Here is a 25987-nt window from a genome sequence, read left to right on the forward strand (position 1 = left end):
GCCCCGGCTGGGTTGAGGCAGGCAGACATTTGCTTGCGGGCCTTCAGCTTGCTGTTAGCGAAATCAATGGCGCTGGTGGCGTCGGCGGCAAGGCGCTTGAGCTGCTCGTCCGAGACACCGCAGCCGACCCACAGAAGGCCTTCGCGGCAGTGGATGAACTGGCTCGTTTGGGCGTGGTGGCGATAGCGGGAGAGTATCACAGTGTCGTTGCTCGCGCGGCGGCTATCAGGGCCGACGAGCTCGGCCTACCCTTTCTCTGCTCGTCGGCGGTACTCGACAGGCTAACGGAAAAACCAACGAAATGGGTCGCACGTCTTGCCCCGCCGCAGTCCCGCGGCTGGCAAATATATGCCGACTTTCTCTCGCGCGCCGGCCACGATCGGATCTCAGTTGCATCGCAGCAGAGTGTCTATTGGGCATCTGGCGTTCACATTCTTCGTGATCGCCTGCAAGCAAATGGCGCGACCTTACCGGACATCAGTATGAGCTCGCTGGACCCCTCAATGTTGTGCGACCAACTTATGGATCATGGCGCAACAGTCCTTCTTCTTCTGGTAGGCCAGCCAGATCCAGCTATCTCAATCGTGAAGTCAGTTCGCAATGACGGCCGCCTGTCCACGATCAAGATCGGCGCTCCAGCTGGGCAACCGGAATTCGCTGAATGGGCCACATTGCTAGGTAAGGATAGCGCTGCGATCCCCTTCCTGCGCTACCGACCCGGACACCTCAACCCGCTAGGATCACGCGTCGAAAGGGCGCTGCGGGAGACGTTGGGCGAGGCGCCCTCCTTCGTTGCTCTGGAAGGGTATGACACGATCCTCGTCCTTGCTCAGGCAATACGGACCTGCGGCACTGACCGGAACAGCATCGCAGAGTCATGGCCGCACATAGAGGTTGCGGGCACCCGTGGCCATATCCAGTTCTTTCGCACACCAGCTACGACCGTTTGGCAGTGGACTGGCGCGCCGATCCAAATCGCCGAAAGAACACCGGGCAACCTGGCGCAATTCAGGCGTGTTGACGATCCAAGGTGAGGCGGAGTTGGCTGGCGGAGGCTCGCGGCGGCAGCAGCGCTGTCACCATTGGCCGTCCAATGCGCCTTGGAGCATTCTCCAGGCTATGGCCAACGGGCTCCGAGAAATCTGAACCTGATGAATTGTTCCATGCAGCCGCTGCCGCAGGGAGCCCGCGTCGACCTCGTGCCGGCGCGGCGCGCTGCTCTCTCCCTTGGCAAGTGATGCTTTGGCATCAGCCCTGAAAATAGTTTTGGTGTTCCCAAACGAAAGGAACATCAGCGCCTAATTGAAGTTCGGGAGCCGATTCGGATCCGACTATTGGATCCTGGAAGGATATCCAATGACCAACGATCTCTCACGCAATCAGGAACGGCGAGGTACAGCTCGGATCGTGAGCTGGGCGGTCTTCGTGATCGCCCTCGTTTTTCTAGGCCTTCTCGCCTTTTTTATATTTGCGCCCTTGTCAAACGCTTCGCGGCAAGCGACACCCCTTAAGGTTGCCCCCGAGCAAAACCAAGGCGGCAACGCACCCGCGCCCACTTCGCCTGCCGCAGGCTGATAAGAAGCGCTCGTCTCGCCGCCAGACCCGGCAAGCTGAAGCTGCAAACCGCGATTACCTCCATACCTCTTCCAGTCCCAGCATCCGCTTCGGTGGCGTGATCTTTCTCGCGCCTCAGCGCGGGTGACCTGACCGACCAAACGGTGCGTATGAATGAACGCCTGTCAGCTAGGGAGGAATGGCCCTCACCAATATTGGAACAATGCGGCACCCGGGCGTCAGGCAGGAACAAAGACACCTCTGCCTCGTTGCCTTCGTGAAGGGATTTCAGGCATACAGGAATAGCAAAATGAAGGTTTTGATCTTAAGCGCTTTGGCTCTTTCGCTTGCGGCTCCGGTGGTCGCTTCTGCTGCCGAGGCTGACGTGGTGGTTTCAACACATCACCGGCATCACCATGGCACCACCATCATATACAACGACGAAGGTGACCGTCTTCACCACCGGCATCGCGGCCAGGACGCGTTCTATGACAACGGCCATCGCTCGTGGCGCCATCGGCATCATCGCCGTGACACCGTCGTCATCACCCGCTCGGTGCACCGTCACCACCACAATCGGCCCGTCGTTATCCAGCAGGACGACTGATCGCTCTCCGGTCCGGCTCCATGCGTCCAACACGGGAACTGGATTGACCATCTAGAAATGAGATGCGCGTGCCCTTCAGCAGGCGTGTCATCGCTTGTCGAAGAGCATCTGGGAAGAGGTCCTTGAGGACCTCTTGTCCGCTGATCGAGCAAGCGTGCCCGACCAAGCAGCGCGTTGCGACCCCAACAGAGCCGAATGGTCGATTAGAGATGCCTATCGCATAGCCAATGCCTGCCAGACGAGTGTACTTAGTACACGACCGAGCTAGGTACTCGGCGGCGGCACATCCCTGGCCCGATGTGGTTAAGGTCGAGCGTACTGGCAGACCTCGCCCGCCGCCGAAGGTGTCGGGCTTTTTTTGTGCCGGAGAGCTGTTCGAACAACTTTCAAACGCATCCCGCCGCCGCTGGTCGATCTTGAGGGAAACTCGGTATAACGTCGCGCGGGCGAGCGGATTTCACGCTCACCGCCGGCCTCGTCCGATCAGCGATTGCCGATCCCTGAATGGAACCGTTTCCTGCCGCTGCGCATTGATGGTCAAGTTAAATGGAGGGTAGCGCAGTGTCCATCATCGACAGCATCACCGGCATTTTCTCCTCCAGCGAGAAGGCAGCTAAGAAGGCTCCTGCTAAGAAGGCCGACCCTAAGAACGCAACTGCAAAGAAGCGATCAAGTGCGAAGGCGAGCGCGGTCAAGAAGACCGGAGCCGCCCCCGCAATGGCAGCCCACTCAAAGAATTCCGCTTCAAAAAGCCAATCTGGTCAGCCCAAATCGGCGGCGAGTAAAAAAGCGACTGCGCAATGACGCAAAGTCTTCCGCCTCGGCGGCTTTCATTGTGATTCGGCCGTGACGCTGAATGGAAAGGTCGTTCGGAAATATTGCCAACGCCGTTGCTCGAGGAGTGGGTCGGCCTATCACATTCATCCTTTGCATTGCGTTGATAGCGGTCTGGGGTTTCTACGGACCTGTGCTCGCCTTTTCAGAAACTTGGCAGCTAATCATCAACACCTCTACGACGATCATTACCTTCCTGATGGTTTTCCTCATCCAGAATACGCAGAACCGAGATGGGGCGGCGGTACAGGCTAAGCTTGACGAGCTGGTGCGGGTGAGTACAGGCAAGAACAGCTTCATCGGGATAGATCTTCTAACCGCGACCGAGGTTGAAGAGATCAGGTCGACCTGTGAGGCCGCAGTGGCCCGCGCCCGCTCAACCGGGCAGACACGCAAAGGCGGCGAAGGCGCAAGGAAAGAACATCGCTGACCGTAAGTATGAGAAACGGCATTAAACCGCTCCTCGCCAATGGCACGAAGCAACATGCCCGCGATCGCTGCCGTAGCTTCCTTAGTCATTTCAGTAGACCTCATATCGAGACGGGCCTGGGATCTCGCGGCGCTACCTCCTCTTCCAAAAATTCTCCATGGAAAGGTAGGTGAACGAGGCCGTCCAGCTCAACAGCACCAGGCCAGTGAGCGCCTCCGATGAGGCAATCAGTCGGATCGGACCCTCGGCCCTGATATCGCCAACTCCCAGCGTCGTGTAATTGGTGACGGAGAAATACAGGAAGTCGACCCATCCATTGGAGATTTCTCCGACGATTTCGCCGAACACCCGATAGCTATGGAGGCCCCAGAAGACGAACCCGTAGAACGTAATCTCGACGGTATGTGCCGCAAGCGCTCCGAAGATTACGATCAGCAGTCGTCCTCGGCTGGGGAACCCGCCGACCTCGGCTGAACGGGCAGAGCTCGCGACCATTTTGAACGCCTCGTAGTGGACCAGAACACACGCTATCGCCAGAACGAGCGATACGAGACTCACTGCGATGACGTTCATGACCATGCACCATTCAAGGAGGCTTCGTGTTGATCGCGCGATTGAGTGCCTGTGTCACGGTCTGATTTTCTGCGATATAGAATTATTGCGTCCGGCTCGTCCAAGTCGCGAAGAAACTTCATCGACGCCCGGTCGGTGGGTTTACTGGATTCGGGGTGGTAACTTGAGGATCTGTGCGGGCTCTTTCTCCAACAGGTCATGCCCAGGCACCTCATCCCAGAAGGCTTGACGCAGGCCCTACTGATCTGGAAATGGTTGGTGCTCGTCGGCGAGTTCAGACCCGCGAATCTTGCCGGGGATCGGCCGACCAAGGCCGGAGCGGCCCTTGCCTTCCAACCGAACTGGATGCTCGTCACGTGCGGCCAAGCTGTATTCATAGACGGCGGCTTGCTCTTCATCAACCACACGGAACCAATGTTCCTGCAGTGCCCTTGGGGACACTCTTTGCCCGGCAGCCTGTTCGGCTGCTTTCATCGGATCGTCCTCCACGACGACGCGAGACGACACGACGGTGTCAACGTAGATCTCTTCCACCTGGTACTTTGCCATCTTGGCCTCAGCGAGCCTTTAGTTCTTCGCTTCGCGTTCCAGCGTTTCGGCGTCATTACCGTGTTGCTCAATCAGGTCGCGGACTTGCTGGGCCGTAATCCCCGGACTTCCAGAGAGATATCGCACCTCGTAGTCTTCTTCGACCGAGACGCGGTTCCGATCCCGAGAGTCTCTCTTTCGCTTGTCGTCTGCCATCTTCATTCCTCCACTCCTGAGGGGCAACGTGGTTCGCCTGGCTTTGTTGCACAGGCATGGCCGCTTCGTCTCGGCGGGCGAGTCCGGCGCGGGGCTGAGATGCTGAGGGGGCTGGCCTACTAGCCGTCAATGCTCGCCGTGAGCCCCTTGGCCGCAATGGCATACTTTCCCCCTAGAAAGGCTCGGGTTGTCGGTGGCGTCGACGGCGACTTCGAACGGCAGAACTTTGGTGAGCCGGTAAAAAAGGAAACAGCCCTCCCCAGGGCCATGAAGTCCCATGACCGTAGCCTAATTTGAGAGGAAGTATTCCGATAACGCACGGCAAATCGTGCCCACGCTGGCGATCGCGACCTGTCAGCCCAACGACAGCTGGCGACCATTACGACCGCATGCCGCATCCTGCGCCGGCCGATTGCATGCGCAGGCTAGGACGCAGCAGTCTGGCGACCCGGTGAAGCCGTTGCCTCCGAAATCCCCCTTCCAAAAGAAGTGCGGGAAAAAGTTCGCTGATTTGTAGCTAGGCGCATTTCTTTAATTCGACAACCTCGACGCCGAGGCGGAACGCCTGCCCGTCCGCGTATGAGGGCGCGTACTCTTCAGATTCGAAAGTAAACGTGATGACGCTCCCATAGGCGGTCACACGCACGGTCCATTTCTTCTCGCGGATGATTTCAACGGCATGCTGCTCATGCGGAGCCATGCTCTCCTCCCAGACGTTGAGGCAGCATCTATAGCGTCGTGAAATTCATTTGAATGCAAATAATCCGACATGTGACGTGTCGAAATTCCGGAGCCGCGCCGGATTAGGCTGTTATGATCTTGAGCTGTTCGAGATGCTCCATGGCCAGCTTGTGCAGCGTTTCGGCCGTCTCTTCCTGGGTCCATCCTTGGGCGATGGAGGTGGCGACAAGGGCGGCGAATGCGGTTTCCAGAGCGACCTCGCAATTGACAGGTCGGTCCGGGCTGGTCTCGGGAAGAATGGGTGGAGCAACTTCAGGGGTTTTTGTCATGCACAGCAATCCGCGCGGCTGGAAAAGGTTCCAACCGCCGGCAGAGGAGTTTGGCCCAGCCGTAGGCTGCCTAACTTGTCAAGGTGCGCGGCCGTTCTTAACGTCGCGGTAACGATAACACGGGAGCAAGCAGACCGTGAATGAACGGACAGGATCGGCGGTGGTTATGTCTGGCTCAACAGGGGACCATCTCTTGCTCGTGACCGCCTTCGCCTTGCTGATCTCCTTCTCGGCCAGCCATGCCTCGCTTTCGTGGGCAGCGCCTATTACCGCTCAATCCATATCCGACCTGAACCGGTCCAGCCACGGGTGGAAACTAAGTCCAACAAGACCCACTCCTACACCGACGACCGGATATGAGGGTCCCCGGCGTCGGCGAGCGCCCGAGCGGATCGCTGCTCCTGCGGATTTGCAACTATAAATCGCTTGCCGCGTTGATGCTCGCACAACGAGCGAAGGGACGCCTCATGTGGTTCTTTACGGCCATACTGCTGGGGTTCGTCGTGGCCATCTCGCTCGGGTGGGCTGTCGGCAGTATTGGTCGGTGAGCCACCGGGCTACTCCCTCTAAAACGGACAAAGTGTCGACCCGGATTAGGAGAGAGGCACCGCCGCAAGCGGTTTGGCTGCCAGAGATCGGTTGCACGCGGGCAAAAACCTGTTACGCCCTTGGTTCGTTTGATGGTTGCGGATGTTGCTGGTTGAGCAGCGTGGAAAGGGCTGTGATGACCTGAGGCAAAGCAAACGGCTTCGTGCATGATGCTTTCTGGGACGCCCTCCGCGCCCCAGTGCGAGGCACTGTCCCCGCTTAGATATACCATCGTCGCATTGGATTGCCGCACATGCCGGGCAACTTCCCAACCCGATCGTCCATCACCCAGCCGTATGTACGAGATCAGAGCGCTGTACGAACCCGGGTCCGCATCAAAGGTCGACAGGGCTTCGCAGCGCTACTCACAAAACCTGGAAGCCAGCTTCTTCGAGAGCGTCCTGTAGGTCGAGCAGTATCATTGGCTCGTTTCAAAACGATCAGAACCGACCCATTTGCCATGATTCGCCCCGGATGGCACAACGCGCGGAAACAATTAGTTCCGTGTGATGAACGGCTGCCCGCGAGCGCAGATTTATCTGCAGTGGGAACTTCGACTGATCGCTTCTGCAGCAGTGATGCAGTCCTGTCGAGCGCACTCCCTTCAGCGGCCGCGACGGTCGGTTTGCTTGCCACCGTCCGCACCTGCGGCTGGTGTTCATGGCCCGTGAAGTCGCAGGTTGTAAGCGACGATGGCCCTTAGGGCTAGTCGTTCGGCGGATCGCCGAGCTCTCCCAAATACCAATTCGCAGTCTGCCGAATCAACTTGCCGACATGTCGGCACTGTTCACATCCCCAAGGTTTGATCGGGCTCCAGATGAAGGAAAGCTGCGAGCGAGCGACGAGCAGCGTCGTGGGCAGGGTGTTTAGTGGCTTGGGCGAACTGCACCAATGCGTGCTCCACTCCGCTCACCGCCGTTTCCGTTAGCTGCATGTGATAAAGGACCTGGTGGGTGAGCATTGCGAGCTTGGCGTCGCGGTACAACGGGCTGTGTTTGACCCGTCCGGTATCGAAGTCTCCGATCCGCATGATGGTTCCTCCAAGCATTGTAATGACTCCAAAGCAAATCTCTGGCGTCGGCATTGGTTCCGATGGCCTCGAATCGCTTTTTGCAAGGAATTGGCGCCCGCCGACGGCTTTTGGTCGTGGCTGAACTCGGCGCCGATGGCGGTAGGTCATGCACCTCACGCGGCGATATTCGCGCAGCCGAGAGACCGCGCACAGCGCGGCTGGACGTTGGCAGGTACACAATGTCCGAAACCCTGTGGCCACTCAGCCGGTATGGACGGCGAATGTTCAGAAGCCGTGCTCTTGGGGCTGACAGCGGCGCAGACGGCGTGCCAGGCCGCGGCGGCCGGCCAGCCTCCACCCGAACGTTGCGATCATTGTTCCGGCTGTGGTTCATTTTCGGCTTCCCAGCATTCGGAGCGGTGACCACCATCAACAGGCTGAAGATCACGCGACCCGCTTCCAATGGATCTGATATTCCGGCCGGTTTAGTTGGGAAGTCGCGCTTTAGATGCCGTTTGCAGCAGGTTGTGCGGCAGAGAGAGTTAGGCACTCGGTGGCGGGCTCAATCGAAGGCTGTTCGAACACAACTTACCGGCGCCCTCTGGCCGACAACTCGCAGGCGCTCACCCGATTTTGCGTGCCCTCGATACGTTCCCTCCAGACGCAGAAAGCCCGCCGGCCCGAGCCAGCGGGCAGTCACACGGAGCCGCGGCACCCGGCCCGATTTGGTCTTCTGGGCATCGGTTCAATGTCCACACCGCCTGCGCTCATCTGCCGCGATCGTCCCCACACAGCCTCGCCCGATCGGTTTGCCCGTACCTGATCGTGTGACCATGGCCATGTCTCCTGTCGGCGCGCGGCGGACCGGCGGGCTGCGATGGCCGGCGCGGTAAAGGCAGTGAGTTCGGTGCCTTGGCATCCACCTAGCGTTTCTTCGTCGGCTCGACATTTGCATGCAGGACGGAATGCTATCCCAGCCGATCGGCCCTCAGACGAGGCCATCTTCGCTTCGCGAGCTTTGCGCTCGGCATCGGTGACGACGCGAGTTTCCCGGTCGGTCTGTTCCTGCCTTAGCCTGTCGACCTTGCGACGACTATTGGCCCTTCAATAGACGACGCCGCGCCCACCAGCCGCCCACCCAGCCATGGTCGTTTAGGTTTCAAACGAAGGCGCCAGACGCGATCGCAGTGGGCCCGCCTCACTGGCAAGGGAAGCGGGCCCGGCCAGGTATTGGGGACCTGACCAGCAGCACGGGTGCTGCCGCCTGTCGAACCAGCCGACGAATATCAGGTTCCCCTACGTTGCATAAAAAGCGCCGGCCTGAGCCAGCGCGCAGATCACAAGGAGGCACCGCAACAGGATAAGCGGTCCGGCTCCGGAACCTCTGGCCGGACACATGTTCCGGCAACCAGCTCGGCGGCCGAAGTGCAGTCGAATGTGCCGCGGCGAAGCATCAGGCGAAAAGCCCGCTGGCAGCGCCATGCTTCCAGGCCAGCTCGGTCGATAAGGTGATGAACGCATCACCAGTTCCAGGCATTGCTTCGCTGAACTGAATGCGGCCACCGGTCGGGATCAATGCCTGGCGAATGTCGCGGCGGTCTTTCACCAGCACGTCGCGCAAGTCGTCCCGTCGAGGTGCAGGAGGTCGAACACCACCAGATAGAGGTCGCGCCGATGTGAGACTGGTAACGGCTGATTGCAGTGCAGGTCAGGCAGGCCAGCTTCATGGATAGTGATCGCCTCGCCGTCGATAATAAAGTCTTTCGCCTCGATCGCCGCTGCTTCGCCGGCAAGCTGGATGTATCAGCCCCCTCCAATCGTAACCATTTTGGTGACTAACCGAAGCGCGTTGTCATCCAATGACCCACCCATCGAATTTTATCTCATGGATCCACTCATCGCCTTGCGGCGGGGGTGCCGACCAGTTCGGGCGCGATCGGCCTGGTGAACTTCAAACGCATCAACTCACTGACGAACTGTCCGTTCCAATAAGCTTTAGCTAAAACAGCTCCGGAACATTTAGCCTGACCGGATGTTGCAGCCCGCATGACAAAGCTATCCGACCTTGGCCCTCCGATTCCCCGCAAACTGCGTGGAGGGCAGCATATTGAAGAGCATCTTCACTTCTACAACTGCCCGTACTGCGGTCAGCGGGTCGACCAACGCGATTTGCGCCAAATCTACTGGCACGAGCGGCCTGGTCATGAGCCGCTGGAGCCCGAGCCTGAGGCGAAGGTGATCGAATTTCCAAAGCGGAAATAAGAAATCCCAGCGAGCGCATGGCCGGCGACAAAGGGATGGGCAGTTCAGCAGACGACGAACACGCCGCAATTCCGCCTACCCGCCATTGAGCTTTACTCTGGAAGACCAGCTGCATTATGCACGATGGCATCGAGCACGGTTTCATAAAATGCTGCCGGTCTCTTGCTCGATGTCGGTGCTACCGATCCCGATCGCCTTCGCATCGGGAAAAGCTTCTGAATAGCCTCTGCCACCGAGATCCCGTCGAACCTGGCCAGACCTGACAGACCTGCTCAGCCGCTTGTCCAAAAAGTTTACGGCCGCGAGTGGTCTCCGCCGCCCTCATGCGACGAACGTAAGCGAAGGTTCGCCTCCCGCCCCTTGTTTCGCAGACACGCACCCAGTTTTCTTCTTGGTGTCTCAATGTGACCGGCTGGCCGACGTGTGCTTCTGCCGCTTTGAACGGCGCCTGGGCCATGAGCACCTGCGAAGACACAACCGACTCGCCGGCCATTATCTCAACTCGATACTCCGCCACTTCGCGCCCTCGCGACTGTTACACAACCGCCATTAAATTAGTTTGAGCTAAAATAGTTCCGGAACTTTGCCGTACTACGGCACTGGCATGTAGGTTATGTGCACCCTTACCTGGACGGCAACGGCCGTATGGCGCGGTTCCTCATGAATAAGCGGCAGCATGAATGTGAAGCCGTTTGCGGCGTTTGTGGCCGAGCAGGTTAACGAACAGGCCCGCTTCAAGAGGTCAGGCACTCGCGGCCGATGAAGGTGATCTGCCGCGTCCCGTGAACGATCTTGGCCTGCACAGCGAATTCAGGTGAACCTCGTGACGGCCTCCACCCAGAAGCCCCTTCCGAGCCGGGTTAGCGTTGCAGTGCGGACAGGAAAGTCAGGTCCTTAGCGACCAGACGATTGGACGAAACAATACGTTGCTCGCGGGATGAATTGGTCCAGCAAGTCGGATTTCAGGGAAAATGTTCCGGCCTCCTAGTGCGTTCGAATGCTTCACGAGTGCCTAAGGGAGCGCATAACCTCTTGGCCGGCGAGAGGACGCGGCCCCCCGCTAATCTCTCTGGCTGGGCTCGGCGTCTTTCAGACAACTCTCCTTCAGGGCGCCGAGCCGACAAAACTCTGCTTGCCAAGGCCGCAGCCAATTGGGATCGATCGCCCTCGGGACATTTTAGCTTGAATGTTCGATCGGCAGTCGAAGCATCCGCAAGGTCGGCCACCACCGAACCAAACACGGGTCCAGCTGATTGGCCGGAGAAGTTCTACCGACGCACAGCGTCGCAAGCCCGCAGACAGACGAGACGCCTGCAGGCAATTTTGCACGACACCATCTTTCGCGACACGGAAGCTCGGATTGTACGCACAGGCATCGACTGGGCTGACTTGGCCGCGCACCCGCTTTCAAGTAGGTCGAACAGATGAAGGCTGGGGAGGGTGAATTGGCGCGCGCCTCGCTCATGGCGTGACTTTGCGCATTTGACGCTGCCCCCTGTAATGGGTCATCAGGGAAAGCGAGGAACAAACGGCGAGCCTTTCGGCGATGGCGCTCTATTATTTCGACTTCGACGACAACGGAACGATATTCCCTGACGATGAGGGAACAGAAGGCCAAGACCTTGCCGCAGTCAAATATGAAGCGATCAAAGCTTTGGCGGAGATGACCAAAGACGCGCTTCCAGACGGTGATCACCACAAATTCTCGTAAGAGATGAGGGCGGCGATCTGGCCCTTCGAGCAAGCATCGTTTTCAAGGTTGAGGAGGAGCGGGACTCGTTTTCGTCGCGATCCTCCCCCACGCCTAATCCATGAACCTGCATTTGATCGTTCGACCGTCATCCTGTCTTGTGGCCCCGACGCCCCCTGCTGCGGCGGCAGCCGGCTATTTAGTCACCGTGCGAGATGCCCATTGTGCCGAATGGACGCGAAAAGTTCCGCGTGCATGCACCAGCTCGTCGTACGGAATCTTGGGGTCATCACGGTTCTGTTTTCCCCGAGAGCGCGGCTGATCTCCGGCCTCGTCGCAAGCTCGGTATCTCTAACGCAACGCGCAACTGTCTTGCCGTGGTGACGTCCTACCCTTCGCGCGCGGGTCTCTTCGGACGGCAAGATCAGCTTTGGTTCAGGGGGCCGCTATCTCACATGGGTACTCAAATCAGCCCCAGGCGCGCACCCGAATCCTGCCACAATATTGGCCCGCGCCTTCCTGAGGAGTCGCGGGCCGACCAAGATTGGGTCTTTGGTCAGCGGCGGATTCGGAGTGGGAATCGGCCGCCGTGGCTCAATTCGCCCTGCGCCGGAAAGTTCCCCAGCTGGCCTGTCACGATCATGGCCCGAGAGGTCGTGCCCACACGACTGACAGGCGTGCAGATTTGCTCAGAACGCGCCTCCACGGGCTCCCGCGGGGGTGTCCTCAACGCGGAGAGAACTGCTGCGGATGGGCGGGTTAGCCAGAGCCGCAAAAAAGCCCGCTGGCTGTAAGCCAGACGGGCAGTTCACATGGGAAGGACTGCCCGGGAGCAGGCAGGCCGGCACCCGAACCTTGGTCTCAAGCAATGTTCCAGCCCGCCAGGTCGGGCGGGACCCGCCAGGCAACTCTGCAGTCGGCCGACGGGGCCAACGATGACTGGCGGAGCAGGTCCACCGTAGAAACAGAAATGATCCGCATGCGACGTCGTCGGGAAAGCCCGCCCGAGCCAACGGCAGGTCACATGGAGGACCGCGGCGAGTAATAGTGAGAGATACCAACCTGATACCGGCCACACGCGTCCGAAGTGGAGAGCGGCCGGTCAAGGGCCCACCTGTTGCGGTCCCGCTCTCACCGGTGCGGGCGATCCTCCGCGATAACGTTGTAGAGAACACAGCACGCCAACAAGGAGACGACACCGCCGAGGAGATCATTCCCCGTCAGACCAGAAAAATAGACGAATTCAAACGCTGACACGGCGTCCTCTCAATTGGAAAACTCCACCGAGGTAGAACCGTCAGCAAGCTCTGATGTTCCGCTCCCGTGTGGCACTTCTGGACGTCCTTGACGCCGGGACGGCATGCCCCGTGTCAACCGTTTTGGCCTTGCTCCGACCGAAGCCGGAACCATCGCCGGCGCGGCGAAATCGTGTTGGTCACCGTCGGACGGCGAGCCTTTCTCGGCGCAGTGTCCAGGCGCGATGATGGTCCCGTTAAGGCAAGTTCGCCGGACTTGTGGAAAGGGGATGACGCTGCACGGCTTGCGAAAGGCGCTAGGCGTTTATCTCGCCAAGGCAGAAGCCCTCCACAGGCAGCTTCTCACGTGCTGAGGCAGGACGATATTGACGACGCGGAACTCTATCGTGGCGAAGCGTCGTGGGGATTTCTTGAGGACGCAGGCCATGGACCAGTTGTGCACCTGATGAGCAGCAAGCCGCCACTTGGCGGGCTTGTGCTCTGTCAGCCACACAAAGAGGATGTCAGTGTGTGAAAGTCGAGAGCGGCCAGTCCGTTTTCCACCCATGCTGCTCGATCGGAGGGCTCTCTGCACCGGCGATGCAAAGCCAATCCCATGCGGAATCGATTGCTTGCAGGCAATTTATGCTGCACTGCAGCAACCAATCTGGAGACGCGGCGTTCCGTTGTTCGATCCGCTCTGGATCGATGAAAGGATACCGACATGAGAAGTCTCGCCGATACCGTTGCACGCTTGGCTGCTCGGCGAAAACAGATCGACGGCGTCTTGAATGGTTCCGAAAAAGACCGGTTTTCCGAACTTCAGGCGTTCGGGTCAAATCCCGGAAACCTGCGAGGCTGGACATACCGCCCCAAGGATCTTGCGGCGAAGGCCTCTCTGGTGGTTGTCCTCCATGGCTGTACGCAGTCCGCTGCATCCTATGACCGCGGCGCCGGCTGGTCGAGGACGGCGGATCGCAATGGTTTTGCCGTCCTCTTTCCAGAACAGCAGCGCAGCAACAATCCCAATCTTTGTTTCAACTGGTTTGTCCCCGACGACACCCGACGGGGCTCCGGCGAGGCGCTTTCGATCCGCCAAATGATAGAGGCCGTGGTCACCGCTCACGACATCGACCGCACCAGGATCTTTATCACCGGACTTTCCGCCGGCGGGGCAATGGCCGCCGCCATGTTGGCGACTTACCCGGAAGTCTTCGCCGGCGGGGCCATCATAGCCGGTCTACCCTACGGCAGCGCCACTAGCCTGCCGCAGGCTTTCGACCGCATGCGAGGGCACGGCGGCCCCACTGCGAAGCAGTTGGCGACGACCGTCCAGCAAGATTCCGGTCATGACGGACCATGGCCGAAACTCTCTGTCTGGCACGGAAGCGCCGACACAACAGTCAGTCCGGTCAACTCCGAGCAGCTCGTCGGGCAGTGGCTTGCATTGCGCGGCCAAAGTAGAGTGCAACCCGAGACGCAGGTGCATCAGGGCTATCGCCGCGAGGTCTGGAAGAACGCTGCCAATGAGGAAGTCATCGAATCGTACCTGATCGCAGGCATGGCGCACGGGACCCCCGTGGACTCCGCGGACGGATTGAGTCACGGCGGATCCTTTATGATCGATACCGGCATATCGTCCACTTCGCTTATCTCCCGGTTCTGGGGATTTGAAGAAGCGGGCTCTCAGGTCCCATCGCCAGATGTGCGTTTACCGGCAAAATCTGTTGGGCACTCCCCTTTGGTGGTCGCACACCCACCCTTCGAACCGCGCAGCGGTCTGACGGCTGGGCCCGGTCCGCTTATCGAAAGCGCCCTTCGCGCTGCCGGCTTGATGAAATAGTTCATGGCTAGACTTTTTGATGAACCTTCGTCTAGCGGGGGTCGGCCTGCGACGCCGCTGTGGAAAAATGGGAGTGCCAGATGAACGAGCGTCTCAGATACCCTTGGCTGTCGAAACGGCAGCTGCTCCCGGGATGCTTATGCTGATTTTCAAACCGTCCGCTGCCCACTCCCGTAGGATCTCACCCTGAAGCTGCTTCTGGACAATTGCATTGACCATGGTCGTTCCGAAGCCGGGCGCCCCTGGCCGAGATTCAGCTTTACGTCTCCCGCTTTCTTCCCACCGCAGGTTAAAGCCGCCATGATGGCCCGTCCCATGCCAGCTGACCTGCAACCGCCCCGTACCCTGGGCGAGGGTCCCATGGGTGGCGGCGTTGACGATCAATTCATGGGCGACGAGAGCCAGTGGTTGAACGACCACCGCCGGGATCAGTACTTCAGGACCGCTCATTGCCGTCCTGCCAGACGCAAACTGGGCGACCTGCCTGGAGACGATTTCGTCCAGCGGCACATCGCGCCAGCCGCGCTCGGCCAATAAAGCGTGTGCGACTGCCAGAGCCTGGATCCGTCGTTGAACGGCCGCGGCATAGAGCGATGCATTGTCCGCCTTGCTCAGCCGAACGATACCATCGACAACCGCTAGAACGTTCTTTGCGCGATGGTCGACCTCCATAAGGAGGCGGTGCTCCGCCGCTTCCAGGCTCTGGATCATGCGATGTTTCGTAACGTCGATCTGCGACGCGAAGTAGTAAAGGAGCGCGCCTTCATCGTCCTTGATAGGGCTCAGATGGAGCTGGTTCCAGAACGGCGATCCGTCCTTGCGGAAGTTCAGTATCTCTACATTGGTCTCGCGTTCACGCTCTATCGCCGCTCGAATTTCAGCAACGGCCGCGGGTGATGTTCCCTCCCCTTGCAGGAAGCGGCAATTTCGACCCAAGACTTCATCGGATGTATAACCGGTCAGATCCAGGAAAGCTCTGTTGGCGAGCACGATAGGATTGTCAGGCTGCCGAGCATCGGTGATGACTATGGGCATGCGCGTGCGTTCGAACGCCGCCGACGCCAACTCCTTGCGATCCGCCCATGCAGTGGTGGCTGCTGCGGCCGGCGCGTCGCCATGGAGGGCTGACGGTGATTTAGCGTTGTCAGGCACTCTTTGCTCACTCGATAGAGGTCAGCGATAACGTCCGACTTCCTACAAGGTTTCCAATGTGATGTTTCGAACCGGACTGGTAGAAGGAGTAAAGCCGCGTAATCCGTTCTTCGAATTACTTGAGGCGAGCAACCGGGGTGCCGCAGCTAAAATGTGCAACCTACCGGGCAGACCAAACATCGCCGGCGTGTATCAGGAGGATACCTATGTTGTTCGACAGCTTGACCGATAGCCTCGATCGATGGCGAACCGATGAAAAGGTCGCCACAAAGGCGGAGCCGCAAACTGCGAACAGATGAGCGCCAAAGCGCATTACAGCCGTCAGCGCAGGACGCTCAGGGCGTCCCGACTTTAATCAATGGGCCATTCCGTACGCCACTTTCCATCGACGCCTTGAACCAATACCTCTGCATCGTAGCCAGTGGCCGAGGCACTGCTGGCTGCCTTGACAGCCGCACGGACGGCCTCCGAATGCGCTGAATAGCGATAGTCCTTGCCGTCAAACCGGACCAGCCATTGATCACCGGTCCTTGAAATGAAGTACCTGACATGCGCCATGGCCGCCCCCCCGATGCGTCGCATAGAAATCACGATGTCCACTGGCTGTGCAACAAGCATCACGAGATGACGGCATATTGCCCGGCCAGCCAAACGGTGCGACGTTCGAACGGGGTCAAACGAGTTCTCATTTTATCGCTGTGACCCTGCCGGCCCTGTCCAGTCGACAGTCGACCTCGGCCTGCCGAACTTCGACGCCCCCTTGCCTTGCATACTCTATTTGCACCTTGATTGGTGCCGTGAATGCACCTCCACCTCGACGCAACAACCCTGCGCTTAACGCCCGCACGCGGACAGCGCCAAGCAGCGTGGCCGCGGATGTGATTGCGGAGCGGCAGGCCTGCACAACAGCAGCCGGTATACCGGGCTTCGCTCTGAGGGGTCTCTGAGGCCTGATTGGATAGCCGTCGGTGAAGCCGCCGTCAGTAGATACGGAAGGCTTAAGAATTGGTGGCAAGGCAATCGATTGCTTACCACTCCCGGCGGACGCAGCGGCGGTGGGCCCAGCCGTTCCTTTGGGTGTGGTGGCTGGACTGCCACTGCCGGTAGGCGACCCGTCGTAGGCCGCCGGATCATCGCCCGTACCAATACTGGTCGAAACGCCTGCGCCTGGGTCGCCGACATTGCCGCTGGCACCAACGCCAACGCCAACTGATCCCTTGCCCGCGCCAACCGAAGCTCCGACATGTGATCCCCCTGCATCGCCGACGCTCGCTCCCACCCCGACCGATGCGCCTTGCGAACCGGCGTTTACTCCGGCGCCGACTCCGATTCCGCCGACGCTGGCGCCTACCCCTTTGTCGAGAGCGCAGGCAGGTCCGATTCCAATCCCGATCATCAGGGCGGCGGCGACGTACTGTTTCATTGCTATGTTGACCTCGGCATACATTCGGCTCCACGGTTCACTGGCGCGGGTCGAGCCCTTTCGGTGGTCGGGTCGGCAGCAATGCGAGGGGAAGAGAGAGTGGGCCCAAGACAGCAGCCTGTTTCTGTTTTTCTCGCGAGCCCGGTTTGCGCCTCCATTCGACACCTGATCTGGGTGGTGCACGTGCAACCACACCTGCCGGCTTATGGATCATTCGCGAGCGCGCCGCAGCCGCAGGCCGGTTCCTGGTTGCGAGGTCGTCGATTGCCTCGCGCGCGGCACTCAGGCTCAGGGCCAGACCGGTCGCCCGTTCACGTTCTTCGTCCAGCGCCGCGCTTAACCCTACCGAGGTCCGGTTTGAAGCGTCACGTTCCTTGCGAACGACGTCGAGATCACGGGCAGCTGAATCGGCTCGTTTGCGTTCCAGTTCGAGCGCTTCTCCAGCTTGCCGTAGGCCTGCTTCGGCCGCCTCACGGTTCTTATTGGCGTTGGCCAGCTCGACGGCGGCGGCATTTGCGGCTGTCTTGAGGGCCTCGATGGTTCGGTGAGCCGTTGTGAGCTCTTGTCCCAAGAGCTCAACCTTGTGCCGTTGGTCGTCAAGAGCTTGCGTCACAGCAGTCTCGGGGAGGTGGTTGGAGCGTTGGGTTGCAGCGGCGGCGGCGGGCTTCTCACCGCCCCAGAGAGTGGCTTCGGCCCTGAAGCTTTCGATGGCGCGCTGCGCCGTCTGCAGATCGAGCGAAAGGGCTTCGTCCTTTTGCTGCTGCTCTTTTAGAGCTTGTGCTTGCTTGGCTAGCTCGGCTCGTGCGACATCCAATTCGCGTCGTAACATCTCCTGATTTTCGCCGGGCAGCGTTTGCGCCTCTGTGTCGGGTGCCTGTGCTTGGCCGGCCACCAGCTCTCCAGGTGCGTGGGATCCGAACGCTCGCGCCGGTGTCTCGTCGGGCTCTTTGGCGACATTAACGTGTTCTGCAAATGCCTCCGACGAGCTGTCGCTGGCTGGGGGAGCCGCTGACGCGTCAGGCGCCCGCTGACTGTGTGCCGCAGATGCGAACAGCAAAACCAGGCATAGCGCAGAGAGGGTGAAAATGGCCCGGCCTGGACTTCCGCGCGTTGCGTGCGGCAAAAGCGAAGTCCATCGCCCAATCAAGCTGAACGCACCGAGGGGGGAAATCGCTCTCGTGCTCTGCCCATGACGCATCGCTGAACCTCAAGACCGCGGCCCTCACCGCATTGTATTTCCACCTGTTGAACATCCGCGCAGCCGAGCAAAAGCGCGAAGCCAGCGAAACATCAGCGCGCGCCAAAGCATCAGTTCGAACCTAACTGCTGATTCCTTAGCTGCCATCATTCGAACGAACGGGAGATTCGTTCTTTAAGTGCGTGCCTTGCTTGGCTTCCCGCCTTGGCTCCAGCCCATTCCTTTGGCTGCTCCACTGTCGTGCAAAAAGGAGGGAGGCTGCCCTTGAGCCGAACCGGCGGGCTACGGCAAGGGTGTTTCGCGCCACCGCCATAGCCGCCACCAGGACACCGTCGTCGTGACGAACGCGTTCCGCCAGTGGCCATCAGAGCACGCAGGCGGCAACAGTTATCCGCATCGTGTGGCGATCTCTTCGCTTGGGGGGTTCCAGGACGAAATCACCTTCGGCGAAAATCCCCTCACTCGGCCACGTCAAGAAACTGAACACGCAGAACGCGGCATACCCGGCGAGACCCGCCACGCCATCCCGGTATTGGTCGCGTATCGCCAAGAAGCGCGATGACCTGCCGCCTGACCGGAACTGCGCTGCAACCTGGACGTTGGGAAATGGCTGCAGCTTGGCTGGCTCAGGACTCTTTCATGTTCAATTTCGTCTTTGCCACCGGCATTGAAAACAGCGCTCCCACGATTAGTGGAGGTCGGGAGCGTGTCGACGAAATGGAGAAATGTCGCTTCTACCAGCAATGGCGCACCGACTTCGAACTGCTCCAGGATCTGGGTCTTCGCTTCCTCCGCTACGGGCCTCCAATTCACAAGACTTGGCTGGGCGACGGACACTACGACTGGACCTTCGCCGATGAGACCTTCTCTGACCTGAAGGCTAAGGATATTCTTCCGATCGTCGACCTCTGCCATTTCGGCGTTCCGGACTGGGTGGGCAATTTCCAGAATCCGGATTTTCCGCGGCTATTTGAATGTTACGCGCGCGACTTCGCAACCCGCTTTCCTTGGATCCAGCTCTACACACCCGTCAATGAGATGTTCATCTGCGCCACCTTTTCAGCGCGCTGGGGTTGGTGGAACGAGCAACTGAGCACCGATGCCGCGTTCGTCACCGCTCTCAAGCATATCGTGAAGGGCAACGTGGTGGCGATGCGGGCGATCCTGCAAGTGAGGCCCGACGCTATTTTCATTCAAAGTGAATCCTCGGAATACTTCCACGCTGACTCCCCCGAGGCCATCGGCAAGGCGGAGCGCTTCAATAGCCAGCGTTTCCTATCGCTCGACCTCAATTACGGGCATGACGTCGACGCCCGTACGTATCGCTACCTGCTCGAAAACGGGATGACCGCGCAGGAGTACAGCTTCTTTCTGGAAAACCATTTGCGCAGGCATTGCGTGATGGGCACTGACTATTACCAGACCAACGAGCACCGGGTTTGGGCGGACGGAACCACGTCGGCTTCCGGCGAGGTGTTTGGCTATGACGAAATTACGCGCCAGTATTTCAACCGTTACCGCCTGCCTGTCATGCATACAGAGACAAACATTCGCGAAGGCCCGAACGGGGACGAAGCCGTTTACTGGTTGTGGAAGGAGTGGGCCAACGTGCTTAGGATCCGCAACGACGGCATACCGATCGTCGGATTCACCTGGTACTCGCTGACGGATCAGGTGGACTGGGACAGCGCCCTGCGCGAGAACAACGGAACGGTCAATGCGGTCGGCCTCTATGACTTGGACCGTAATCCCAGGGCGGTGGGAACCGCATATAAAGCGCTCATCGCCAACTGGAACAAGCTGCTCGCCACCCAAAGTGTGTGCCTGGCTTTGCCCGTCTTTTTGCCGTCCGAGCAGGACGACCCAAGTGTTCGCGCACAGCAGGACTATGCGCGGGGCCTTTTGCATGTGGACCGGATCGCTGAAGCTGGGGCCGAACCGCTCGGACCCTCCAAGGACAAGGTGAAACCCGATGCGCCTGGCTGACAAGAGTGCAATTGTGACCGGCGCTGCAAGCGGCATCGGGCTGGCCATCGCGACCCGCTTGGGCACCGAAGGCGCCCGCGTTGTCATAGCCGACCTAGTTGGAGCCAATGCGCAGGCGGCCGCACAGGCAGTCCGAAAAGCCGGCGCACCGGACACCGCCGTGTCGGCTGGCGACGTTTCAGACGAGGTTGCAGTCGCACAGTGCTGTCGACTGGCGCTGGCGCGATTCGGCAAATTCGTCAACAACGCCGGCCTGATAATGTTCACGCCTCTCGAGGCGTTCACCAGCGCGGACTGGCTTAAGGTGCTGAGTGTGGACCTGCTGGGGGCAGTCCATTTCACGCGTGAGGCATTCGCGCACATGACCAATGGCGGGTCGATCGTGAACATCTCAAGCGTGCACGCGCTTGAAACGACGCCGCATGTTGCCCCTTACGCAGCGGCGAAAGCCGCGCTGCTGTCGCTCACCCGGTCGACCGCGATCGAAGGCCGGGCGCGTGGCATACGCGCCAATGCTATCCTGCCAGGGGCCATCGACACACCGATGCTTTGGGAAAATCCGAACATCAAGTCCGGCGTCGAAACCATTAGCCCGGAAGATGTCGGCAAGCCCGAGCAGATTGCCGCGGCCGCCGCTTTCCTGGCTTCAGACGACGCCGCCTTTGTGAACGGCGCGGCGCTCAACGTGGATGGCGGCCGGTTGGCGCGGCTCTAGACGTGCACGCGGTATTGCTGCGGCACTGCGAAGCCAGGTCTCGATGGATCACCCGCACCGGCGTGGACGGCGCGCGCGTGGGCAGGGAACAATCCTGGGCCCGGGGGCTCGAAGACAATCACATTGTCACGGCTGGAGAAAGGCTCGCATCAAGCTGGGCAGCCCAGATTGCATCCCTCAGCGCTCCGGCAGGAGCATCTCCGGACAGCGGCAGCGATGCGGACCAATGCCACGAAGGAGATCACGAGAGGCGCGATGGGCGGCATGAATGCGGACGAGCGGTCTCCAGCGGTCGGCCTACCAGGAGCCGAGCCTCGTCGGCCAACCAGCTCGCCGGCCGTCAGTCCATTCGATTGCCGTTGAGGTCGCCGCCACTGGCCGCCGCCTTGTTCCGCAATATTTGGAGAATCGGAGGTGCACAAGGATGGGACGGCGATGGCCGAGGAATGCTGCGTTTGTCCCGAGCGGCCGAGCGCCTCTCATTGAAAATTCGATCTAGATCACTGTGGCCCAGGGAGATCAGGCCGTGCTTTACACGCACTGCTGGTAGCGCTACCACTTCAGATGGAGGACGCGGCAAGACCGGAAGCTGCGTATGTGAAGTGGACGTCTTCTTGCAGGCGTCTAATCGCTCGGGAGGAAATCGATGGCGTCCGTTGCGATCCGCGATGTCTATAAGTCCTTCGGCGTCGCCGAGATTCTCCATGGCGTCGGCATCGACATAGAAGACGGCGAGTTCGTCACGCTCGTCGGCCCCTCGGGCTGTGGGAAGTCGACGCTGTTGCGCATGATCGCGGGCCTGGAGGGCATCACGCGCGGCGAGATCGCCATTGGTGGGCGCGTTGTCAACGCGGTCGCCCCCAAGGAGCGCGATATTGCCATGGTGTTCCAGAACTACGCGCTCTATCCACATATGACGGTGCGAGAGAATATGGCGTTCTCCCTGATGTTGAAGCGTGTCTCGAAGCAGGAGAGCGATGCCAAGGTTGCGCGTGCCGCGGAAATTCTCAACCTCACGCCGCTTCTGTCGCGCTATCCCCGGCAGCTTTCCGGCGGGCAGCGGCAGCGCGTGGCGATGGGCCGGGCGATCGTTCGCGACCCGCAGGTGTTCTTGTTCGACGAGCCCCTCTCCAATCTGGATGCCAAGCTGCGCGTGCAGATGCGCGCAGAGATCAAGGAACTGCACCAGCGCCTGAAGACCACGACCGTCTATGTCACTCACGACCAGATCGAGGCGATGACGATGGCCGACAAGATCGTCGTCATGCATGACGGCAATGTGGAGCAGATCGGGCGCCCGCTCGATCTTTATGACCGCCCCGACAATCTTTTCGTGGCGATGTTCATCGGCTCTCCAGCCATGAACATGCTGACAGGACGCATTGGCGCCAGCGGCTTTGAAGGCAGCTCCGGCGTCGCCGTACACTTGCCGCAGACGCCGAAAGGCCTGAATGGAGGTCGAGTGGTACTTGGCATCCGGCCAGAGCATCTGCGCCTCTGCGACCAGGGCTTTCCCGTCACCATCTCCGTCATCGAACCGACCGGGTCGGAGTTGCAGATCATCGGCCGCGCGCCTGGCGGCGAAGAGATCGTCGCGAATTTTCGGGAGCGCCACCCGTTCCAGCCGGGCCAAACCGTCAGGCTCGCCGCCGAACCAAGCCTGGTCCATCTCTTTGACGCAGATACGGGCCGCCGGCTTTGAATATGCCGAGGTTAGCCAATCAAACAGGAGGAAATGGCCATGAGATACACCAGAAGAGACGTGATCCGCACCAGCGCCGTTGCTGCGGCGGCCGGAGCAATCGGTAGCCGGCTGCTTGGCACGTCAGCCTTTGCCCAGGATGGGCCGAAATACACGCCCGAAAAGGGCGCCAAGCTCAGGCTCCTTCGCTGGTCACCATTCGTCCAGGGTGATGAGAACGCCTGGCTGGCGCAGACGAAGAAATTCACCGATGCCACCGGTGTCGAGGTGCGCGTCGACAAGGAGAGCTGGGAGGACATTCGTCCCAAAGCGGCGGTCGCCGCCAATGTCGGCTCGGGTCCTGACCTGATGTTCGTCTGGTTCGACGATCCGTTCCAATATCCCGACAAGCTCCTCGATGTGACCGATCTCGGAGATTATCTGGGCAAGAAATATGGCGGCTGGCACGAGGGCCCAAAGAGCTACGCCACCAAGGACGGCAAGTTCATCGGGCTGCCGCTGGCTACCATAGGCAACGCGATCGTCTACCGCGAGAGTTGGGTCAAGGAGGCCGGCTTTTCCGAGTTCCCGAAGGACACCGACAGCTTCCTCGAATTGTGCAAGGCTCTGCAAGCCAAGGGCCACCCAGCCGGCTTCACCCATGGCCACGGCGTCGGCGACGGCAACAACTACGCCCACTGGCTCTTATGGAGCCATGGCGGCAAGATGGTCGACGAGAACAGCAAGGTGGTGATCAACAGTCCCGAGACGCTGAAGGCGATCGAATATGCCCAGGCCCTCTACAAGACCTTCATCCCTGGCACCGAAAGCTGGCTCGACGTCAACAACAATCGTGCCTTCCTGGCCGGCGAGCTGTCGGTCATCGCCAACGGTATCTCGGCCTATGAAACAGCCAGGATCAACAAGGACAAGGATCCCAAGCTGGCTGAAATGGCCAAGGACATCCGCACGGCCAGCTTGCCGATCGGTCCGGTCGGCAAGGCGGTGGAGCTTTACCAGGTCACTTCGGCGGTGATCTTCAACTACACGCCCTATCCCAACGCGGCCAAGGCCTATCTGCAGTTTATGTTCGAGGAACCGCAGATGTCGGAATGGATCAAGGGCTCTTCCGGCTATTGCTGCCAGACCTTGAAGGCCTACGACGACAATCCGATCTGGAAGGCCGATCCAAACTATGCGCCCTATGCCAAGGCGTCAGCGACGCTGCGCAACAACGGCTACGCAGGGCCGCTCGGCTACGCGTCCGCCGCGACCATGGCCGACTATGTGCTGGTCGACATGTTCGCCAAGGCGGTGACTGGTCGGGCGACACCGCAGGAGGCAATGGAAGAGGCCGAAAAGCGCGCCAACAGGTATTACCGGGTGTAGTCTGGACGTCTTCTTCCATTCGCGGGGGAAGACGCTTGTTGTTTTCCAGTCCACCCCAGCAGGCGCCGCGACGTGCCGCCGAAAGGCACGCGCCCGCAAGGAGAGAGCGCGGACCAATGGGCCCGCGCGCCTGTAGTCCACGAAGGTCGAAGGACTGCTGCAACTCGATACCCGCCACAGGAGCCTTTCATGGCCGTGACAACCGCCGCCCCGCCCCGCCCTTCCTTCTTGTCGCGCATTGCCGAAAGCCGTGGCCTGCTCAGCTTTGGCTTTATGCTGCCGACAGTGGTGCTGCTGCTGGTCTTTCTGACCTATCCGCTCGGGCTGGGCGTCTGGCTCGGCTTTACCGACGCCCGCATCGGCAGGCCGGGCGTCTTCATCGGCCTGGAGAATTATGAATACCTCTGGGACGACAGCGTGTTCTGGCTGTCCGTGTTCAACACGCTTCTCTACACGGTGAGCGCGTCTATCCTGAAGTTCGCCCTCGGCCTTTGGCTGGCGTTGCTGCTCAACGAGAACCTGCCGTTCAAATCGTTTTTCCGCGCCGTGGTGCTTCTTCCCTGGGTGGTGCCGACAGTGCTATCGGCGATCGCCTTCTGGTGGATCTACGATTCGCAATTCTCGATCATCTCCTGGGCCCTCAAGCAGATGGGCCTCATCGACCACAACATCAACTTCCTTGGCGATCCGCAAAACGCGCGCGCTTCGGTGATCGCCGCTAATGTCTGGCGCGGCATTCCCTTCGTCGCCATAACGCTGCTTGCCGGCCTGCAGACGATCCCGCAATCACTCTACGAAGCCGCCACGCTGGACGGCGCCGGTCGATGGCAGCTGTTTCGTTATGTCACCTTGCCGCTGCTGACGCCGATCATCGCCATCACGATGACCTTTTCGGTACTGTTCACCTTCACCGATTTCCAGCTCATCTATGTGCTGACGCGCGGCGGCCCGGTGAACGCCACACATCTCATGGCGACGCTTTCTTTCCAACGTGGCATTTCGGGCGGGCAGCTCGGCGAAGGCGCAGCCATCGCCGTGGCGATGATCCCGTTCCTACTAGGCGCGATCCTGTTCAGCTATTTCGGCCTGCAGCGACGCAGATGGCAGCAAGGCGGCGGAGATTGAGATGGCTCTGACCGACCCCAAGGCCAACGCAGCCGGCGGCGACGAAGGTGGCATGAGCTATCTGCAAAGCATGCCGCGTCGCGTGGTCACGATCTATGTCCCGCTGGCCATATTTGTCATCGTGCTGCTCTTTCCCTTTTACTGGATGACGATCACAGCCATCAAACCCAACGCAGAAATGACGAGTTACGATACATCGAGCCCGTTCTGGGTCGTCCACCCGACCTTGCAGAACATCCGCTATCTGCTTTTCGAGACCTCCTATCCCGGCTGGCTGCTCAACACGACGATTATTGCGGTCGCCGCTACCGTGCTGTCGCTTGTCGCCGCGGTGTTGGCTGCGTATGCGATCGAGCGACTGCGTTTTTCCGGCTCGCGCCAGGTCGGGCTGGCCGTGTTCCTCGCCTATCTGGTCCCACCGTCCATCCTGTTCATTCCGCTGTCGGTGATGGTGTTTAATCTCGGGCTTTATGACACGCCCTTTGCCTTGATCCTGACTTATCCGACTTTCCTGGTGCCTTTCTGCACCTGGTTGCTGATGGGCTATTTCCGTTCCATTCCCTTCGAACTGGAGGAGTGCGCCCTCATCGACGGCGCCAGCCGCTGGCAAGTGCTAACCAAGATCGTGCTGCCGCTGTCGGTACCAGGGCTGATCTCGGCGGGTATCTTCGCCTTCACGCTGTCGTGGAATGAGTTCATCTACGCTCTCACCTTCATCCAGTCGTCCGAGAATAAGACCGTGCCGGTGGGCGTGCTGACCGAGCTGGTCCGCTCCGACGTTTACGAATGGGGTTCGCTTATGGCAGGCGCCCTGATCGGCTCGCTGCCGGTGGTGATCCTTTATTCCTTCTTCGTCGAGCACTACGTGTCGTCAATGACCGGCGCGGTCAAAGAGTAGCCCATGGCAGTGACCGGCGGCCATGGCACCTTATCGCG

At 59.9% G+C, this 25987-nt stretch carries 24 protein-coding genes and 1 pseudogene; 14 read left to right on the plus strand and 11 right to left on the minus strand.

What is annotated here, in order from left to right:
• Nucleotides 1-29 precede the first annotated feature (29 nt).
• The 4 genes from FJW04_RS19790 to FJW04_RS19810 all read left to right on the plus strand — a co-directional run bounded on the left by FJW04_RS19790 (nt 30) and on the right by FJW04_RS19810 (nt 3425).
• Nucleotides 30-1034 carry an ABC transporter substrate-binding protein gene (locus FJW04_RS19790; protein WP_246673914.1) on the plus strand — a complete coding sequence of 335 codons (1005 nt, stop codon included), beginning with the start codon at nt 30-32 and terminating at the stop codon, nt 1032-1034.
• An 830-nt stretch (nt 1035-1864) separates the two neighbouring features.
• Nucleotides 1865-2161: a hypothetical protein gene (locus FJW04_RS19800; protein WP_140619126.1), complete on the plus strand. Its 297-nt coding sequence runs from the start codon at nt 1865-1867 to the stop codon at nt 2159-2161.
• A 561-nt stretch (nt 2162-2722) separates the two neighbouring features.
• Entirely contained in the window at nt 2723-2965 is a 243-nt protein-coding gene (locus FJW04_RS19805; protein ID WP_210241311.1) for a hypothetical protein, read from the plus strand.
• Nucleotides 2966-3017: 52 nt separating this feature from the next.
• Nucleotides 3018-3425: a low affinity iron permease family protein gene (locus FJW04_RS19810; protein ID WP_140619124.1), complete on the plus strand. Its 408-nt coding sequence runs from the start codon at nt 3018-3020 to the stop codon at nt 3423-3425.
• 132 nt (nt 3426-3557) lie between these two features.
• Here the strand turns inward: FJW04_RS19810 and FJW04_RS19815 are convergent, their stop codons facing one another.
• The 6 genes from FJW04_RS19815 to FJW04_RS19845 form a co-directional block, all read right to left on the minus strand.
• Nucleotides 3558-3998, minus strand: coding sequence for a two pore domain potassium channel family protein (locus FJW04_RS19815; RefSeq protein ID WP_181171415.1), 441 nt, complete (start codon nt 3996-3998; stop codon nt 3558-3560).
• A gap of 237 nt (nt 3999-4235) precedes the next feature.
• Nucleotides 4236-4547, minus strand: coding sequence for a hypothetical protein (locus tag FJW04_RS19820; protein ID WP_140661330.1), 312 nt, complete (start codon nt 4545-4547; stop codon nt 4236-4238).
• Between the two features lie 18 nt (nt 4548-4565).
• Nucleotides 4566-4748 (minus strand): DUF3606 domain-containing protein, encoded by a 183-nt coding sequence (locus FJW04_RS19825; protein WP_318011836.1) that lies wholly within the window; start codon nt 4746-4748, stop codon nt 4566-4568.
• A gap of 511 nt (nt 4749-5259) precedes the next feature.
• Nucleotides 5260-5442, minus strand: a complete 183-nt coding sequence (locus tag FJW04_RS19830; protein WP_140661331.1) for a hypothetical protein — start codon at nt 5440-5442, stop codon at nt 5260-5262.
• 103 nt (nt 5443-5545) lie between these two features.
• Nucleotides 5546-5752, minus strand: coding sequence for a hypothetical protein (locus FJW04_RS19835; RefSeq protein WP_140619116.1), 207 nt, complete (start codon nt 5750-5752; stop codon nt 5546-5548).
• 1375 nt (nt 5753-7127) lie between these two features.
• Nucleotides 7128-7370 carry a hypothetical protein gene (locus tag FJW04_RS19845; RefSeq protein WP_140619114.1) on the minus strand — a complete coding sequence of 81 codons (243 nt, stop codon included), beginning with the start codon at nt 7368-7370 and terminating at the stop codon, nt 7128-7130.
• Nucleotides 7371-7726: 356 nt separating this feature from the next.
• On the opposite strand from FJW04_RS19845, the pseudogene FJW04_RS30425 reads away from it, so the two are divergent.
• Nucleotides 7727-7807, plus strand: a pseudogene (locus tag FJW04_RS30425) (DUF2269 domain-containing protein); the annotation flags it as partial.
• 998 nt (nt 7808-8805) lie between these two features.
• Here the strand turns inward: FJW04_RS30425 and FJW04_RS30010 are convergent.
• On the minus strand, nt 8806-8973 hold the full coding sequence (locus tag FJW04_RS30010) for a hypothetical protein (RefSeq protein WP_181172996.1): 168 nt from the start codon (nt 8971-8973) through the stop codon (nt 8806-8808).
• Nucleotides 8974-10229: 1256 nt separating this feature from the next.
• Here FJW04_RS30010 and FJW04_RS19860 point away from each other — a divergent pair.
• From FJW04_RS19860 to FJW04_RS19865, 3 genes are all read left to right on the plus strand, one after another.
• On the plus strand, nt 10230-10334 hold the full coding sequence (locus FJW04_RS19860; RefSeq protein WP_246673917.1) for a Fic family protein: 105 nt from the start codon (nt 10230-10232) through the stop codon (nt 10332-10334).
• Nucleotides 10335-11160: 826 nt separating this feature from the next.
• A complete protein-coding gene (locus FJW04_RS30015; RefSeq protein ID WP_181172997.1) occupies nt 11161-11325 on the plus strand; it encodes a hypothetical protein in 165 nt (54 codons plus the stop codon).
• 1938 nt (nt 11326-13263) lie between these two features.
• Nucleotides 13264-14382, plus strand: a complete 1119-nt coding sequence (locus FJW04_RS19865; protein WP_140619108.1) for a PHB depolymerase family esterase — start codon at nt 13264-13266, stop codon at nt 14380-14382.
• Nucleotides 14383-14475: 93 nt separating this feature from the next.
• On the opposite strand, the gene FJW04_RS19870 is transcribed toward FJW04_RS19865, so the two are convergent.
• The 4 genes from FJW04_RS19870 to FJW04_RS19885 form a co-directional block, all read right to left on the minus strand.
• Nucleotides 14476-15534 carry a PAS domain-containing protein gene (locus FJW04_RS19870; protein ID WP_140661333.1) on the minus strand — a complete coding sequence of 353 codons (1059 nt, stop codon included), beginning with the start codon at nt 15532-15534 and terminating at the stop codon, nt 14476-14478.
• A 351-nt stretch (nt 15535-15885) separates the two neighbouring features.
• Nucleotides 15886-16092 carry a DUF2188 domain-containing protein gene (locus tag FJW04_RS19875; RefSeq protein WP_181166425.1) on the minus strand — a complete coding sequence of 69 codons (207 nt, stop codon included), beginning with the start codon at nt 16090-16092 and terminating at the stop codon, nt 15886-15888.
• A gap of 127 nt (nt 16093-16219) precedes the next feature.
• Nucleotides 16220-16957, minus strand: coding sequence for a hypothetical protein (locus FJW04_RS30430; protein ID WP_140619288.1), 738 nt, complete (start codon nt 16955-16957; stop codon nt 16220-16222).
• Nucleotides 16958-16994: 37 nt separating this feature from the next.
• On the minus strand, nt 16995-17849 hold the full coding sequence (locus tag FJW04_RS19885) for a hypothetical protein (protein WP_140716139.1): 855 nt from the start codon (nt 17847-17849) through the stop codon (nt 16995-16997).
• A gap of 945 nt (nt 17850-18794) precedes the next feature.
• Here FJW04_RS19885 and FJW04_RS19890 point away from each other — a divergent pair.
• The 6 genes from FJW04_RS19890 (at nt 18795) to FJW04_RS19915 (ending at nt 25949) form a co-directional block, all read left to right on the plus strand.
• A complete protein-coding gene (locus FJW04_RS19890; RefSeq protein WP_140716141.1) occupies nt 18795-20141 on the plus strand; it encodes a family 1 glycosylhydrolase in 1347 nt (448 codons plus the stop codon).
• A complete protein-coding gene (locus FJW04_RS19895) occupies nt 20128-20856 on the plus strand; it encodes an SDR family oxidoreductase (protein WP_140716143.1) in 729 nt (242 codons plus the stop codon). Before FJW04_RS19890 ends, FJW04_RS19895 begins: the two co-directional genes overlap by 14 nt.
• A gap of 646 nt (nt 20857-21502) precedes the next feature.
• On the plus strand, nt 21503-22558 hold the full coding sequence (ugpC, locus tag FJW04_RS19900; protein WP_140619096.1) for a sn-glycerol-3-phosphate ABC transporter ATP-binding protein UgpC: 1056 nt from the start codon (nt 21503-21505) through the stop codon (nt 22556-22558).
• Nucleotides 22559-22597: 39 nt separating this feature from the next.
• Nucleotides 22598-23926: an ABC transporter substrate-binding protein gene (locus FJW04_RS19905; RefSeq protein ID WP_140619094.1), complete on the plus strand. Its 1329-nt coding sequence runs from the start codon at nt 22598-22600 to the stop codon at nt 23924-23926.
• A 189-nt stretch (nt 23927-24115) separates the two neighbouring features.
• On the plus strand, nt 24116-25051 hold the full coding sequence (locus FJW04_RS19910) for a sugar ABC transporter permease (protein WP_140661337.1): 936 nt from the start codon (nt 24116-24118) through the stop codon (nt 25049-25051).
• A gap of 1 nt (nt 25052) precedes the next feature.
• A complete protein-coding gene (locus FJW04_RS19915; protein ID WP_140619090.1) occupies nt 25053-25949 on the plus strand; it encodes a carbohydrate ABC transporter permease in 897 nt (298 codons plus the stop codon).
• Nucleotides 25950-25987 lie beyond the last annotated feature (38 nt).

It is taken from the genome of Mesorhizobium sp. B2-7-3, assembly GCF_006440715.1.
Taxonomy (GTDB): Bacteria; Pseudomonadota; Alphaproteobacteria; order Rhizobiales; family Rhizobiaceae; genus Mesorhizobium; species Mesorhizobium australicum.

Excerpts from the sequence above, each read along its gene's own strand:
- FJW04_RS19800 (WP_140619126.1), top strand. The coding sequence starts at position 1,865 with ATGAAGGTTTTGATCTTAAGCGCTTTGGCTCTTTCGCTTGCGGCTCCG.
- FJW04_RS19810 (WP_140619124.1), top strand. The coding sequence starts at position 3,018 with ATGGAAAGGTCGTTCGGAAATATTGCCAACGCCGTTGCTCGAGGAGTG.
- FJW04_RS19815 (WP_181171415.1), bottom strand. The coding sequence starts at position 3,998 with ATGAACGTCATCGCAGTGAGTCTCGTATCGCTCGTTCTGGCGATAGCG.
- FJW04_RS19820 (WP_140661330.1), bottom strand. The coding sequence starts at position 4,547 with ATGGCAAAGTACCAGGTGGAAGAGATCTACGTTGACACCGTCGTGTCG.
- FJW04_RS19825 (WP_318011836.1), bottom strand. The coding sequence starts at position 4,748 with ATGAAGATGGCAGACGACAAGCGAAAGAGAGACTCTCGGGATCGGAAC.
- FJW04_RS19830 (WP_140661331.1), bottom strand. The coding sequence starts at position 5,442 with ATGGCTCCGCATGAGCAGCATGCCGTTGAAATCATCCGCGAGAAGAAA.
- FJW04_RS19835 (WP_140619116.1), bottom strand. The coding sequence starts at position 5,752 with ATGACAAAAACCCCTGAAGTTGCTCCACCCATTCTTCCCGAGACCAGC.
- FJW04_RS19845 (WP_140619114.1), bottom strand. The coding sequence starts at position 7,370 with ATGCGGATCGGAGACTTCGATACCGGACGGGTCAAACACAGCCCGTTG.
- FJW04_RS30015 (WP_181172997.1), top strand. The coding sequence starts at position 11,161 with ATGGCGCTCTATTATTTCGACTTCGACGACAACGGAACGATATTCCCT.
- FJW04_RS19865 (WP_140619108.1), top strand. The coding sequence starts at position 13,264 with ATGAGAAGTCTCGCCGATACCGTTGCACGCTTGGCTGCTCGGCGAAAA.
- FJW04_RS19875 (WP_181166425.1), bottom strand. The coding sequence starts at position 16,092 with ATGGCGCATGTCAGGTACTTCATTTCAAGGACCGGTGATCAATGGCTG.
- FJW04_RS30430 (WP_140619288.1), bottom strand. The coding sequence starts at position 16,957 with ATGAAACAGTACGTCGCCGCCGCCCTGATGATCGGGATTGGAATCGGA.
- FJW04_RS19890 (WP_140716141.1), top strand. The coding sequence starts at position 18,795 with ATGTTCAATTTCGTCTTTGCCACCGGCATTGAAAACAGCGCTCCCACG.
- FJW04_RS19895 (WP_140716143.1), top strand. The coding sequence starts at position 20,128 with ATGCGCCTGGCTGACAAGAGTGCAATTGTGACCGGCGCTGCAAGCGGC.
- ugpC (WP_140619096.1), top strand. The coding sequence starts at position 21,503 with ATGGCGTCCGTTGCGATCCGCGATGTCTATAAGTCCTTCGGCGTCGCC.
- FJW04_RS19905 (WP_140619094.1), top strand. The coding sequence starts at position 22,598 with ATGAGATACACCAGAAGAGACGTGATCCGCACCAGCGCCGTTGCTGCG.
- FJW04_RS19910 (WP_140661337.1), top strand. The coding sequence starts at position 24,116 with ATGGCCGTGACAACCGCCGCCCCGCCCCGCCCTTCCTTCTTGTCGCGC.
- FJW04_RS19915 (WP_140619090.1), top strand. The coding sequence starts at position 25,053 with ATGGCTCTGACCGACCCCAAGGCCAACGCAGCCGGCGGCGACGAAGGT.